This window comes from Burkholderia seminalis (genome assembly GCF_001718535.1).
In the GTDB taxonomy this organism is placed as follows: domain Bacteria; phylum Pseudomonadota; class Gammaproteobacteria; order Burkholderiales; family Burkholderiaceae; genus Burkholderia; species Burkholderia seminalis.
This window is the reverse complement of the sequence record NZ_CP013400.1, coordinates 497659-509727: the sequence shown is the minus strand read 5'-3', so window position 1 is coordinate 509727 and position 12069 is coordinate 497659. Positions and strand designations below refer to the sequence as shown.

The window sequence follows — 12069 nt, the reverse complement described above, 5'->3', positions numbered from 1 at the left end:
CTGCCCTACTGTGTCCGCGTCGACAACTTCGCCATCGAACGCCTCGTGGACCTTCACACCCTCAACACCCCGGCCGCATTGATCGATGTCGGCCGCATGCATCGCAACATCGCGCGCATGCAGGCGCATCTGGACTCACTCGGCGTCACGTTCCGGCCGCACGTCAAGACCACCAAGTGCCGGCCCGTCGTCGACGCGCAGATCGCGGCCGGCGCGCAGGGCATCACGGTGTCGACGCTCAAGGAAGCCGAACAGTTCTTCGCGGGCGGCATCCGCGACATCGTCTACGCGGTCGGCATGGTGCCCGCCAAGCTCGGCCACGCGCTTGCGCTGCGCCGGCAAGGCTGCGACCTGAAGATCGTCGCCGACAGCCTGCCGGCGGCCCTCGCCATCGCCGAATTCGGGCGCGCGCACGACGAGCGCTTCGAGGTATGGATCGAGGTCGACGTCGACGGCCACCGCTCGGGCATCCTGCCCGACGCCGACCTGCTGATCGACGTCGGCCGCGCACTGGTCGACGGCGGCATGCTGCTCGGCGGCGTGCTGGCCCATGCGGGCTCCAGCTACGAATGCGACACGCACGACGCGCTGGTCGCGATCGCCGAACAGGAGCGCAGCCGCACCGTGCGGGCCGCGGAACGCCTGACAGCGGCCGGGCTGCCCTGCCCGGTCGTGAGCATCGGCTCGACGCCCACCGCGCTGTCCGCGCAACGCCTCGACGGCGTGACCGAGGTGCGCGCGGGCGTGTACGCGATGTTCGATCTCGTGATGCACAACATCGGCGTGTGCGACCTGTCGGACATAGCGCTGTCGGTGCTGACCACCGTGATCGGCCATCAGGAAGAGAAAGGCTGGGCGATCGTCGATGCGGGCTGGATGGCGATGAGCCGCGACCGCGGCACGCAGCGCCAGGCGCGCGACTTCGGCTACGGGCTGGTCTGCACCGAAGGCGGCGACGTGCTCGGCGACTACGTGATGAGCGCGGCCAACCAGGAGCACGGGATCGTGTCGTGCACGGGTGCGCCGGACACGGGCATCGCGCAGCGGTTTCCGATCGGCACGCGCCTGCGCATCCTGCCGAATCACGCGTGCGCCACCGGCGCGCAACACCCGGAATACCAGGCCGTCGACGCCGACGGCCTCGCGCAGACCTGGCCGCGCTTCTACGGGTGGTAGGCGAGCCCCGTCATCCGCGCCGCTTGGCACACGCATTGACTATTTATCCAAATCTGGACAAACTTTAAAACTTTCCGCCTCACGCTACGCCGCAAAGGCGTACCCGACATGCCGACAGACGCCCGACTCCTTCTTCTCGACCGCGACGCCGTCGAACCCGCCCTTCGGGCCGAGCAGGTGATGGCGGCGGTCCGCGAAGCCTTCGTGCTGCACAGCCAGCGGGCCGGGCGCGTGTTTCCGGTGGTGCGCGAGAAGCTGCATACCGGCGGCGTGTTCGGCATCAAGTCGGGCGACGTCGCGGGCCAGGACCTGCTCGGTTTCAAGGCGGCCGGGTTCTGGCCCGGCAACCGGCGCGCCGGCGGCGAGCCGCATCAGGCCACCGTCGCGCTGTTCGATCCGGCCACGGGCCGCCCGCTGTGCATCCTGGACGGCAACGCGATCACCACCGCGCGAACCGGCGCCGCCGGCGGCCTCGGGCTGCAACAGCTGGCCCGCCGCGACAGCACGCGGATCTGCGTGTTCGGCACGGGCGTGCAGGCGCGCGTGCAGCTCGACTATGCACTCAGGCTGCTGCCGCAACGGTGCACGGTGCGGTACGTGAACGTCGGCGGCGAGCCGGACCCGGCGTTCGAATCGGCCTTCCTGACGCGCTGCACGATCGGCGTCGCGCGCGAGCGGAACGACGCGGTAGCCGACAGCGACGTGGTGATCACGGCCACGCCCGGCGGCGGCGCATTGTTCGACGCGGAGGCGGTGCAACCGGGCACCCATCTGACCTGCGTGGGCACCGATACCGCGGGCAAGCGCGAACTCCCGGCCGGCGTGCTGGAACGCGCGCGCATTTTCGTCGACGATCACGATCAGGCGCGCGGCATCGGCGAGTGCCAGTGGGCGCCCGATTTGCCGCGCACCGAAATCGGTGACATCCTCGCCGGTGCGGCGTCGGTCGACCGTGCCGCGCACGACATCACCGTGTTCGACATGACGGGGCTCGCGCTTCAGGATCTGACCGTCGCGCGCTTCCTGTATCGGCACGCCATCGACAACGGCGCCGGAACCTCCGTTCCGTGGCCGTGGTAAGCCACCCTCATCGCTCGACCGCCATGCGTCTCGCCAAAGTGTCCGCCCTCTCGTTCGATCTCGACGACACCCTGTGGCCGTTCGGGCCGTCGGTCGTCCGAGCCGAGGCGATGCTGCGCGCGTGGCTGATCGAACACGCGCCCAATACGGCGAGCGTGCTGCCCACGCAACAGGCATTGAGCGAACTCCGTGAGGAATACGAACGGCTGCGCCCGGACCTCGCCGGCGACTTTCGCGCGATGCGAATCGGCTCGATCCGGCTGGCGCTGGCGCGCGCGAACGAAGACGTCGCGCTGACCGACGCCGCGTACGACGTGTTCTATGCCGCCCGGAACCGCGTCGAATTCTACGACGACGCGTGGCCCGCGCTGACGTGGCTGAGTGCGCGCTTTCCGTTGATTGCCGTGACCAACGGCAACGCGGATCTCCGGCTGACCGGCGGCGGCGAATTCTTCCGCACGACGCTCAGCGCGCGGGCATTCGGCTTCGCGAAGCCGGAACCCGAGATCTTCCACGCGGCGGCGGACGCACTCGACGTGCGTCCGGCCGAACTGCTGCATGTCGGCGACGATTTCCACCTCGACGTCGTCGGCGCACTGAACGCGGGGCTTCAGGCCGCCTGGGTCGTGCGCGATCCTCGTCCGGAAGGAGGCCACACGCCGCGGCAGGCCGCGACGCCGCACCTCATGCTGCGCGACCTGTCGATGCTGTGCCGCGCGCTCGGCGGCCCCGACGACGGGTCGTGACCGCCACCGGGCGCGGCGCATGCCCGCCTCGTGGCGTCATGCGGCCTTGCGTGCGTCCGCGATCCGCTGCGGCGCCTTCGGCCGTGCGTACAGCCGGTCGAGATACGCGCGCAACTGCGGGAACGGTTCGATCAGTCGGCATTCGCTCGCCCAGTCGATCAGGTAGACCGTCACGCAATCGGCCACCGTCAGCGCATCGCCGACGATGAATTCGCGCCCCTCGAGATGCTTGTCGAGGAGCGCGGCCATCGTCGTGAAATCCTCGCGCGCCAGCGCGATATCAGCCGGCGAGCGCTTCTCCGGCGGATAGAGGAACGAATGCCGCGTGATCCGCCACAGCGGCTGCTCGAGCTCCGTCACCGCGAACATGACCCACCGGTAGGCCTCCGCGCGCAGCGCCGGATCGGCCGGCAGCAGCCCTTTTTCCGGATACTTGTCCGCGAGATACAGCACGATCGCGGCCGACTCGGGAATCACGAGGTCGCCGTCCACCAGCACGGGCACCTTGCCGGCCGGGTTGAGGCGCAGGAAGTCGGGTCGCTTGTGCTCGCCCTGGAGCAGATTGACCGACACGAATTCGAAATCCGCATCGAGTTCCTTCAGCCCCCATAGCGCACGCTGCGAGCGCGTGCCGGCAAATCCGTAAAGCTTCATCGCCAGTCTCCATCCAGAACGTCGGGATATGTCCGCAGGCCGGCCACCGCGCATCGACACGACACGCGGCGCCCGGCAGGACGGGTCGCTCACGCACCGGGAATCGCCAGCACGGGCATCACGTCGACCGACACGCCCGGGAACAGCGTGAAATGCGGATGGCCCTCGAACATCGCGGCCGCCGCGTCGTGCGACGCCGCGCGCACGACGGTAAACCCGCTCAGCGCGTTGGCGGTGTCCTTGATGCCGTTCGCGTCGATGGTCTTGGTCTTGCCGAGCGGCCCGCCCATCTCGACGATCGCATCGCGATGCCGGTCGACCCACGCATGCCATGCGGCAATGCCGTCCCGCTCGCGCGTGCGCCGCTCCGCCTCCGACAGCGCCACCCACGCCTTCATGGCCGGGCTATCCTTCGTTCCGAGAAATACGGCGAGATACAACTGCTGTTGCGCACTCATGCCTGCTCCTCCGATGACGGACGCGGCGGGCTGCCGCCCCTTGACCTTGACACAATAGGTTGATATCAACATAATTGCAACATGGCACGAAAAGAAACCCTTCCGTTCGAAACGACGCTGATGGTGCGCGATTGCTGCCTGTGCCTGCACATGCAGCGCGCGGCGCGCAATCTCGCGCGCATCTTCGACGATGTGCTGCGCCCGCTCGATCTCACCAACGGCCAGTTTTCGCTGCTGATGTCGCTGAACCGGCCGCAACCGGCCCCGATGAAATCGGTCGCGTCGCTGCTCGCGATGGACCGCACCACGCTCACGGCCGCGCTCAAGCCGCTCGAGCGGCGCGGCCTCGTCACGATCGCGCAGGATCCGGACGACCGCCGCAGCCGCCTGCTCGAACTGACGCCGGCCGGCCGCGACCTGCTGGCCGAAGCGTTCCCGTTGTGGCAGCAAACGCATGCCGAGATCGAGCAGCCTTTCGCGCCGGGCGACGTCGATCGGTTGCGCGGCCAGTTGCGCATGCTGTCGGTCGATCCGTCGACACCCGGCTGAACCGGCGCGCGAACCCGGTGGCGGGCGCGCTTACTTCCTGCCCTTCTTCGGCAACAGCAGTTGCGCGAATTCCTGCAGGAACCGCGCGGCCCCGTACGCGTGCAGCGCCCGACCGCTGCTCAGCGCGCCGTCGATGACCGTCGCGAGCCGCAGCGCGAAGGTTTCCGGGTCGTCGACCCGCAGCGCGCCCGCCAGCTCCGTCAACCGGCGCCGCAGTTCCTGCTTGTGCGCGACCGCGACCTTGCGGGCCGGATGACTGTCGTCCGCGTATTCCGCGGCGATGTTGATCTGCGGGCAGCCGCGATAGCCGGGCCGCTCGATGCGCTCGCCCAGCCATTGAAGCTGCGCGTCCAGCTCTTCGCGCGGCGTGCGCTTGTAGCGCTGCGCCACCGCATCCCAATGCGCCCAGAAATCGGCGTCCTCGCGCAACAGGAACGCCTCGATCAGGTCGTCCTTCGTCGCGAAATGACGATACAGGCTCGTCTTCGCGACGCCCGCCTGCGCGACGATCAGGTCCACGCCGACCGCGCGCGTGCCTTCCCGGTAGAACAGCGCGCTGGCCGTCTGCAGAATGCGTTCGCGCGTATCGGGCACGCTCCCGTGTGCATCCATGTCCTTTTTCATCGAAGCCCGGCCGTCCTGGCCGCCGTTACCGCAACAGGGGCTCCGATCATAGCACCGCGATCTTGACGACGCTACAGGTCTGTACTATAAAACAGACCGTTCTGTATCGGATTGGGTCATGGACGATCGAATGACGGTTGCAGTCTATGGCGCCGCCGGTCACACCGGGCGGTTCGTGGTGGCCGAGCTGGCCCGGCGCGGCCTTCGCGCGCTCCGCGTCGGCCGCGACGCCGCGCGGCTTGCCGAAGACGGCGCCGATGCGGCGCCGGCGCGCGTCGCCGCGATCGACGATGCGGCCGCGCTCGACGCCGCGTTGCGCGGCGCGGATGCCCTGATCAACTGCGCGGGCCCCTACCTCGATACCGCGCTGCCGCTGGCCGATGCGGCGCTGCGCGCCGGCATCCCCTATCTCGACCTGACGGCCGAACAGCCGTCGGTGCTGGCGCTGACCGAACACGTCGACGCCCGCGCGCGGGCCGCGAACCTGACCGTCGTGCCGGCCGCCGCGTTCTACGGCGGCCTGGCCGACCTGCTCGTCACGGCGGTCGCCGACCGCGATCGGCCGATCGACCGCGTCGACATCGCGACCGGGCTCGACCGCTGGCACCCGACGCGCGGCACGCGCGTGACGGGCGAACGCAATCGCGCGGTGAGGCTCGTGCAGCAAGGCGGAAAGCCGACGCCGGTGCCATCGGCCGCACGCGAGCGCGTGTGGCCGTTTCCGCCGCCGATCGGTACTGTCGACGTGACGCTGCTGCCGTTTTCGGAAGTCATGACACTGGCGCGTCATCTGCGTATCGATACGATCGATTCCTGGCTTGCGACGCGTGCGCTGCGCGACGTGCGCGATGCCGCCACGCCGCCGCCCGCGCCGGCCGACGCACTGGGCCGCTCGGCCCAGCAATTCGCGATGGACGCGATCGTCGCGCAGGGCGGCACGACGCATCGCGCGATCGCGTCGGGCCGCGACATCTACGCGGTCAGCGCGCCGATCATCGTCGAGGCGGCCGTGCGCCTGGTCACCGGCAAGACGCGGGTGTCAGGCGGCGTGCGCAGCCTCGGCGAACTGTTCGACGCGCGCGATTTCCTCGCGGCGCTCGATACCGTGGCAGTATCGTTCGGCATGACGACCGATCCGGTTTTCACCAGGAGGAGCAAGCATGGGCAGCAATGAGAAAGGCGCGACGTTCCGGTCGCTACACCGCGCGGGCCAGCCGCTGGCGCTGTTCAACGTGTGGGATGCCGGCAGCGCGCGCACGGCGGCCGACGCGGGCGCCGTCGCGCTGGCGACCGGCAGCTGGTCGGTCGCGGCGGCGAACGGCTTCACCGACGGCGAGCAGATGCCACGCGCGCTGATGATGGAGGTGCTCGAACGGATCACGCGCGCGACGAGCCTGCCCGTCACCGTCGATCTCGAAAGCGGGTACGGCGAGCGGCCGGAGGATGTCGGCGACACGATCACGCTGAGCATCCAGGCCGGCGCGATCGGCTGCAATCTCGAAGACAGTATTCCCGCGACGGGCGCACTGCGCGACGTCGACGAAGCGGCAGCCCGTCTCGCGGCGGCACGGCAGGCGGCCGATCGCGCGAGCGCGGATTACTTCATCAACGCGCGCACCGACGTGTTCTTCACGGCCGCGGCCGAGGCGCACGACGAACGCCTGCTCGACGCAACGCTGGCGCGCGCTCGTGCCTACGCGGCGGCCGGTGCCGACGGCCTGTTCGTGCCGGGTCTTCGCTCGCCGGCGCTCATCCGCGCGCTGACGGCCGCATCGCCGCTGCCCGTGAACGTGATGCGCGTGTCGGAAACGCCGACGCTCGCGGAACTCGCCGACTACGGCGTGGCGCGCATCAGCCACGGGCCGTATCCGTACCTGCAGGCCATGAAGACGCTCGCGTCGATGATCAAGGAAAGCCGCTAGCGGATGCGCGGGACGGTCGCGCACGCCGTGCGCACCGCCTACGCTTCGGGTGCCGCGCAGCCATTCGGGCGATCGTGATGGGCCGCCACCGGGACGTGCCGATGACCAACGATGCGGCACCGGGCTGTTTCGGCTGTGGCATCGACATGGCTCCACGCGAAGGGCCACGCAACCTGCCGCATCCGAGGTTCGCTCGGCTCGGCATGCAGCCGTTCGTCGCCGACCGGGGCGTCGTGTCGCGCAGCCTGCTGCGACGCTTGCATCGTGAATCGGTCGGCCCCGCGATCGACGACGCAGCCAGGCAGTTGCTCGACGCACGCGCGGATGCGCCGGGCAATGCTCAGGATGCCTTGATGAAATCGATGAACGCGCGCAGTGCCGGCGGCACGAGCCGCCGCCCCGGGTAGTACAGGAAGGGCCCCGGGAACGGCCGCCACCACGGTTCGAGCACCCGTTCGAGCGCGCCGCTGTCGAAATGCGGGCGCACCCACTCTTCGAACAGATGCAGGATGCCCGTACCGGCGAGCGCCGCATCGACCAGCAGCTCCGACGCGCCGCCGATCTGGACCAGCAGCGGCCCGGCGGCCGGCTCGACCCGCACGACTTCGCCGTCGCGCTCGAACTCCCACGGCAGCATCGCGCCGCTCGCGAAGCGCCCGCGCAGGCACTTGTGGTCGAGCAGGTCGCGCGGATGCCGCGGCCGGCCGTGCCGGTCGAGATAACCGGGCGCCGCCGCGGTCGCGAACCGCTGGACGCGCGGCCCGATCGGCACCGCGATCATGTCCTGCTCGAGCCGTTCGTCGTAGCGGATGCCCGCGTCGCAGCCGGCCGCCAGCACGTCGACGAAACTCTCGTCGGCGATCACTTCCAGCCGGATATCCGGGTACGCGTCGAGAAAGCGCGGCACGATCGCGGGCAACACGAGCCGCGATGCGCTGACCGGCACGTTGAGCTTCAGCGTGCCGGCCGGTCGGTCGCGGAATTCGTCGATATCGTCCAGCGCCGCCGCCACTTCGGTCAGCGCGGGCCCGAGGCGCGCGAGCAGGCGCTCGCCGGCTTCGGTGGGCACGACGCTGCGCGTCGTGCGATGCAGCAGCCGCACGCCGAGCCGCGCTTCCAGCCGGCGCACGGCCTCGCTCAGCCCCGATGCGCTGAGGCCCGTCATGCGTGCGGCGTCGCGGAATCCGCCGGCGCGTGCCACGGCCATGAACGCGTTCAGATCGCCCAGATCGGTTTGCATTGTTCGCCTTTTCGTACAGCCCGTACGGATTATGACGGCTTATCGCGCAGACGGCTCGTCCCTATGCTGGGCGCATTCATCTCATCGACAGGAGTACGGTCATGCCCGACATTCACCCCACCGCCACCTTCAGGCTCGGCGATCGCCACGTCAAACGCATCGGCTACGGCGCGATGCAGCTCGCGGGGCCCGGGGTATTCGGCCCGCCGAAGGATCGCGACGCGGCATTGAAGGTCTTGCGCGAAGCCGTCGAATCCGGCGTCGATCATCTCGACACCAGCGATTTCTACGGCCCGCACGTGACCAACCAGTTGATCCGCGAAGCACTGCATCCGTATCGCGACGATCTCGTGATCGTCACCAAGATCGGCGCGCGACGCGGCGACGACGCGTCGTGGCTGCCCGCGTTCGCACCCGACGAACTGGAACGGGCCGTGCACGACAACCTGCGCAACCTGGGGCTCGACGTGCTCGACGTCGTCAACCTGCGCATCATGTTCGACCCGCACGGGCCGGCCGAGGGATCGATCGAAGCGCCGCTCGCCACGCTCGCCGAACTGCAGCGGCGCGGGCTCGTGCGGCACATCGGCCTGAGCAACGTCACGCCCGCGCAGGTCGCACAGGGCCGGCGCCTCTGCGACATCGTCTGCGTGCAGAACCACTACAACATCGCGCATCGCGGCGACGATGCGCTGATCGACTCGCTTGCCCGCGACGGCATCGCGTACGTGCCGTACTTTCCGCTCGGCGGCTTCTCGCCGCTGCAGTCGTCGACGCTGTCCGGCGTGGCGGCCCGTACCGGCGCGACGCCGATGCAGGTCGCGCTGGCGTGGCTGCTGCGCCGCGCGCCGAATCTCCTGCTGATTCCCGGCACGTCGTCGGTCGCGCATCTGCGCGAGAACCTCGCGGCAGCCGACCTCGATCTGCCGGCGGACGCGCTCGCGGCGCTCGACCGCATCGCGGGTGCCGGCGCCGCCTGACGCGCGGACGATCGCCGGGCGGCCCGTGCCACGCGCGCCGCCCGGCCGCTCAGGACGCGACCACGCCGACGCGCTTCGGCACGCCGGTCACGATCGTCGCGACCGCGACCGCCAGCACGACGGCCGCGCCGACGAACACGCCGGCCGCGCCGTTCGCATCGAATACGACGCCGCCGACCGCCGCGCCCGTCGCGATCGCCAGCTGGATCGCCGCGACGATCAGCCCGCCCGCGCTCTCCGCTTCATCGGGCACGGTGCGCGTGACCCACGTCGACCACGCGACCGGCACGCCGCCGAACGCCATCCCCCACAACGCAACGAGCACCGCGTCGATCACCGGCGCGCGGCCGAGCACGACGAGCGCGATGCCCAGCACGACCATCAACGCGGGCATGCCGATCAGCATCGGCCGCAGCCGGTGTTCGAGCACGCGGCCGGCCAGCGACGTGCCGACGAAGTTCGCGATGCCGTAGCCGAGCAGGATCGCCGACAGCCCGTTCACGCCGACACCGGCCACCTGCTCGAGGAACGGCCGCAGGTACGTGAAGAACGCGAAATGCCCGGTGAACACGAGGATCGTCGCGAACATCCCGAGGCCGACGGTCGGCCGGCGCAGCACGTCGATCAGCGTGCGCAGCCGCGTCGTGCCGCTCGGCGGCATCGACGGCAGCGTGAGGAGCTGCGACACGAACGCGACGCCGCCGAGCACGGCCGCGATCAGGAACACGTTGCGCCAGCCGATCAGGTGACCGAAGTAGCTGCCCATCGGCGCGGACGCGATCGTCGCGACCGCCACGCCGCTGAAGATGATCGACAGCGCGCGCGGCACCATCGACGTCGGCACGAGCCGCATCGCGGTGGCCGTCGCCATCGTCCAGAAACCGCCGAGCGCGATGCCGAGCACGACGCGGCCGATCAGCAGCATCGTCAGGTTGGGCGCGAACGCGACCGCCAGGTTCGACGCGACGAGCAACACCGAGAACACGAGCAGCACGCGCCGCCGGTCGATCGTGCGCGTCAGTGCCGAGATCAGCAGGCTCGTGACGAGCGCGACCGTCGCGGTGGCCGTGACGGCCTGCCCGGCCACGCCTTCGGTCACGCCGAGGCTGTCGGCCATCGGCGTCAGCAGGCTCGCGGGCAGGAATTCGGCCGTGACGAGCCCGAACACGCCGAGCGCCATCGCGAATACCGCGCCCCAGGCCGGTTCGCGGGGGGCCGCCGTCGAGGCGGCCGAGGAGATTCCGGGATTCATGCGTGGTTCCGTGTCGGTTAGGGAAAGTACTGATGAGGGCGTATCGTAAGGAACCACGTCAGGACGGTCTATGACATACAATCCGTGCTTATTGATCGAACGTCCGAATCTCGCTATGTCCGAGCCCCTTCTGCCCCCGATTCCCGACACGCACGACCTCGTCAGCGAGCTGCTGCTGGGGATGCGCCTGAGCGGCGTGCAGTACCGCCGCATCCAGGTCGCGCGGCCGTTCGGGCTGAACTTCGGCCATGCGCCGGGCCGCGCGCAGTTCCATTTCGTCGTGCGCGGGCCCGTGCTGCTGCGCGACGCGTCGGGCGCCACGATGCGGCTCGAGGGCGGCGACGCGATCCTGCTGCCGCATGGCGGCATGCACGCGCTGGTATCCGATCCCGATGTGCCGTGCCGCGAGATCAACGGCTTCGAGGTCGCGACGCTCTGCGATACGGTGGCGTCGGTGGCGTCGGTGGCGTCGGCCGGCGTGTCGCCCGCGACCTGCGCGACGACGGAACCGGGCGCCGGCGATGCGCTGATCTTCAGCGCGTGCATGGAGCTCGATCTCGGCGGCATGCAGCCGCTGGTCGGCACGATGCCCGAGTTCATGCACGTCGGCACGCTGCTCGCGCGCTACCCGGAAATCCGCCCGATGCTCGATGCGATGGAGCGCGAAGCATGCACGGCGCGCGCGGGCTTCGCGGGCATCCTCGCGCGGCTCGCGGATGTGGTCGCGGCGTTCATCGTGCGCGGCTGGGTCGAGTGCGGCTGCGGCGACGCAACGGGCTGGGTGCAGGCGCTGCGCGAGCCGAAGCTCGGTCGCGCGATCGTCGCGCTGCATCGCGAGCCGGGCCGCAACTGGAGCGTCGCGGAGCTCGCGACCGAAGCGGGCGTGTCGCGCTCGGTGTTCGCCGAGCGGTTTCTCGCGGCGACCGGGATGACGCCCGTGCGCTACCTGACCGAGTTGCGGATGCGGCTCGCCGCGCAGTGGATCGCGCGCGACCGCGAGACGATCGAAGCCGTCGCGTACCGGCTCGGCTACGGTTCGCTGGCCGCGTTCAGCCGCGCGTTCAAGCGCGTGGTGGGCAAGCCGCCGGGCGCGGTGCGCGCGGAGGGCGACCTCGGTGTCGAAGCGTAACGCCTGACGCGCGGCGCCATGCATTGTCGCCTGGCGTCATGTTGGCGTCACGTCGGCGTTCAGCCGCCGCTGCGCGCGTCGAGCCTGTCGACCAGCGCCGTCGCGCATTGCACGGCAAGCGCCGCGCACTGCTGCGCATTCACCGTTGCACCGGTCGCGATCGTGCCCTGCACGATCCGCCCCAGCAAGTCCTTCGAGAGCTCGGCGATCTCGTGATCCCGTTCCGTCATGATGTCCTCCCGCACGCTGGCCGGTTGCG

At 69.8% G+C, this 12069-nt stretch carries 15 protein-coding genes; 9 read left to right on the top strand and 6 right to left on the bottom strand.

The annotated features are described in order from the left end of the window. The first annotated feature begins 45 nt into the window (after positions 1-45). The 3 genes from WJ12_RS22995 to WJ12_RS22985 all read left to right on the top strand — a co-directional run bounded on the left by WJ12_RS22995 (position 46) and on the right by WJ12_RS22985 (position 3002). Positions 46-1176 carry a DSD1 family PLP-dependent enzyme gene (locus WJ12_RS22995; RefSeq protein ID WP_069245837.1) on the top strand — a complete coding sequence of 377 codons (1131 nt, stop codon included), beginning with the start codon at positions 46-48 and terminating at the stop codon, positions 1174-1176. A gap of 108 nt (positions 1177-1284) precedes the next feature. Beyond that, on the top strand, positions 1285-2256 hold the full coding sequence (locus tag WJ12_RS22990) for an ornithine cyclodeaminase family protein (RefSeq protein WP_069245836.1): 972 nt from the start codon (positions 1285-1287) through the stop codon (positions 2254-2256). Positions 2257-2279: 23 nt separating this feature from the next. Further along, positions 2280-3002: an HAD family hydrolase gene (locus tag WJ12_RS22985; RefSeq protein WP_069245835.1), complete on the top strand. Its 723-nt coding sequence runs from the start codon at positions 2280-2282 to the stop codon at positions 3000-3002. Between the two features lie 36 nt (positions 3003-3038). Here the strand turns inward: WJ12_RS22985 and WJ12_RS22980 are convergent, their stop codons facing one another. After that, positions 3039-3656, bottom strand: coding sequence for a glutathione S-transferase family protein (locus WJ12_RS22980; protein ID WP_034188354.1), 618 nt, complete (start codon positions 3654-3656; stop codon positions 3039-3041). An 89-nt stretch (positions 3657-3745) separates the two neighbouring features. Continuing rightward, positions 3746-4114 carry a YciI family protein gene (locus WJ12_RS22975; RefSeq protein ID WP_069245834.1) on the bottom strand — a complete coding sequence of 123 codons (369 nt, stop codon included), beginning with the start codon at positions 4112-4114 and terminating at the stop codon, positions 3746-3748. 81 nt (positions 4115-4195) lie between these two features. On the opposite strand from WJ12_RS22975, the gene WJ12_RS22970 reads away from it, so the two are divergent. Next, positions 4196-4663, top strand: coding sequence for a MarR family winged helix-turn-helix transcriptional regulator (locus WJ12_RS22970; RefSeq protein WP_034188356.1), 468 nt, complete (start codon positions 4196-4198; stop codon positions 4661-4663). Positions 4664-4693: 30 nt separating this feature from the next. On the opposite strand, the gene WJ12_RS22965 is transcribed toward WJ12_RS22970, so the two are convergent. Beyond that, positions 4694-5275 carry a TetR/AcrR family transcriptional regulator gene (locus tag WJ12_RS22965; RefSeq protein WP_226103876.1) on the bottom strand — a complete coding sequence of 194 codons (582 nt, stop codon included), beginning with the start codon at positions 5273-5275 and terminating at the stop codon, positions 4694-4696. Between the two features lie 130 nt (positions 5276-5405). On the opposite strand from WJ12_RS22965, the gene WJ12_RS22960 reads away from it, so the two are divergent. The 3 genes from WJ12_RS22960 to WJ12_RS36055 all read left to right on the top strand — a co-directional run bounded on the left by WJ12_RS22960 (position 5406) and on the right by WJ12_RS36055 (position 7616). Beyond that, the gene (locus tag WJ12_RS22960; RefSeq protein WP_069245833.1) at positions 5406-6461 is read left to right on the top strand and encodes a saccharopine dehydrogenase NADP-binding domain-containing protein; all 1056 of its coding nucleotides are present in this window, start codon (positions 5406-5408) and stop codon (positions 6459-6461) included. Continuing rightward, entirely contained in the window at positions 6448-7209 is a 762-nt protein-coding gene (locus tag WJ12_RS22955; RefSeq protein WP_069245832.1) for an isocitrate lyase/PEP mutase family protein, read from the top strand. Before WJ12_RS22960 ends, WJ12_RS22955 begins: the two co-directional genes overlap by 14 nt. Positions 7210-7310: 101 nt before the next feature. Continuing rightward, a complete protein-coding gene (locus WJ12_RS36055; protein WP_156444806.1) occupies positions 7311-7616 on the top strand; it encodes a hypothetical protein in 306 nt (101 codons plus the stop codon). Here WJ12_RS36055 and WJ12_RS22950 read toward each other — a convergent pair. Then, on the bottom strand, positions 7550-8449 hold the full coding sequence (locus tag WJ12_RS22950; protein ID WP_069245831.1) for a LysR family transcriptional regulator: 900 nt from the start codon (positions 8447-8449) through the stop codon (positions 7550-7552). The two genes, WJ12_RS36055 and WJ12_RS22950, sit on opposite strands and share 67 nt — an antisense overlap. Before the next feature lie 101 nt (positions 8450-8550). On the opposite strand from WJ12_RS22950, the gene WJ12_RS22945 reads away from it, so the two are divergent. Then, positions 8551-9429 carry an aldo/keto reductase family oxidoreductase gene (locus tag WJ12_RS22945; protein WP_034188361.1) on the top strand — a complete coding sequence of 293 codons (879 nt, stop codon included), beginning with the start codon at positions 8551-8553 and terminating at the stop codon, positions 9427-9429. Positions 9430-9478: 49 nt separating this feature from the next. On the opposite strand, the gene WJ12_RS22940 is transcribed toward WJ12_RS22945, so the two are convergent. Further along, complete coding sequence (locus WJ12_RS22940) at positions 9479-10681, bottom strand: MFS transporter (RefSeq protein ID WP_034188362.1); 1203 nt, start codon at positions 10679-10681, stop codon at positions 9479-9481. 70 nt (positions 10682-10751) lie between these two features. On the opposite strand from WJ12_RS22940, the gene WJ12_RS22935 reads away from it, so the two are divergent. Further along, positions 10752-11810 (top strand): AraC family transcriptional regulator, encoded by a 1059-nt coding sequence (locus tag WJ12_RS22935; protein WP_069245830.1) that lies wholly within the window; start codon positions 10752-10754, stop codon positions 11808-11810. A gap of 59 nt (positions 11811-11869) precedes the next feature. Here the strand turns inward: WJ12_RS22935 and WJ12_RS36480 are convergent, their stop codons facing one another. Next, positions 11870-12040: a hypothetical protein gene (locus WJ12_RS36480; RefSeq protein ID WP_167361897.1), complete on the bottom strand. Its 171-nt coding sequence runs from the start codon at positions 12038-12040 to the stop codon at positions 11870-11872. Positions 12041-12069 lie beyond the last annotated feature (29 nt).

Coding starts and splice junctions, on each gene's coding strand:
- WJ12_RS22950 (WP_069245831.1), bottom strand. CDS start 8,449: ATGCAAACCGATCTGGGCGATCTGAACGCGTTCATGGCCGTGGCACGC.
- WJ12_RS22940 (WP_034188362.1), bottom strand. CDS start 10,681: ATGAATCCCGGAATCTCCTCGGCCGCCTCGACGGCGGCCCCCCGCGAA.
- WJ12_RS22965 (WP_226103876.1), bottom strand. CDS start 5,275: ATGGATGCACACGGGAGCGTGCCCGATACGCGCGAACGCATTCTGCAG.
- WJ12_RS22975 (WP_069245834.1), bottom strand. CDS start 4,114: ATGAGTGCGCAACAGCAGTTGTATCTCGCCGTATTTCTCGGAACGAAG.
- WJ12_RS22970 (WP_034188356.1), top strand. CDS start 4,196: ATGGCACGAAAAGAAACCCTTCCGTTCGAAACGACGCTGATGGTGCGC.
- WJ12_RS22945 (WP_034188361.1), top strand. CDS start 8,551: ATGCCCGACATTCACCCCACCGCCACCTTCAGGCTCGGCGATCGCCAC.
- WJ12_RS36480 (WP_167361897.1), bottom strand. CDS start 12,040: ATGACGGAACGGGATCACGAGATCGCCGAGCTCTCGAAGGACTTGCTG.
- WJ12_RS22935 (WP_069245830.1), top strand. CDS start 10,752: ATGACATACAATCCGTGCTTATTGATCGAACGTCCGAATCTCGCTATG.
- WJ12_RS36055 (WP_156444806.1), top strand. CDS start 7,311: ATGACCAACGATGCGGCACCGGGCTGTTTCGGCTGTGGCATCGACATG.
- WJ12_RS22990 (WP_069245836.1), top strand. CDS start 1,285: ATGCCGACAGACGCCCGACTCCTTCTTCTCGACCGCGACGCCGTCGAA.
- WJ12_RS22985 (WP_069245835.1), top strand. CDS start 2,280: ATGCGTCTCGCCAAAGTGTCCGCCCTCTCGTTCGATCTCGACGACACC.
- WJ12_RS22955 (WP_069245832.1), top strand. CDS start 6,448: ATGGGCAGCAATGAGAAAGGCGCGACGTTCCGGTCGCTACACCGCGCG.
- WJ12_RS22980 (WP_034188354.1), bottom strand. CDS start 3,656: ATGAAGCTTTACGGATTTGCCGGCACGCGCTCGCAGCGTGCGCTATGG.
- WJ12_RS22960 (WP_069245833.1), top strand. CDS start 5,406: ATGGACGATCGAATGACGGTTGCAGTCTATGGCGCCGCCGGTCACACC.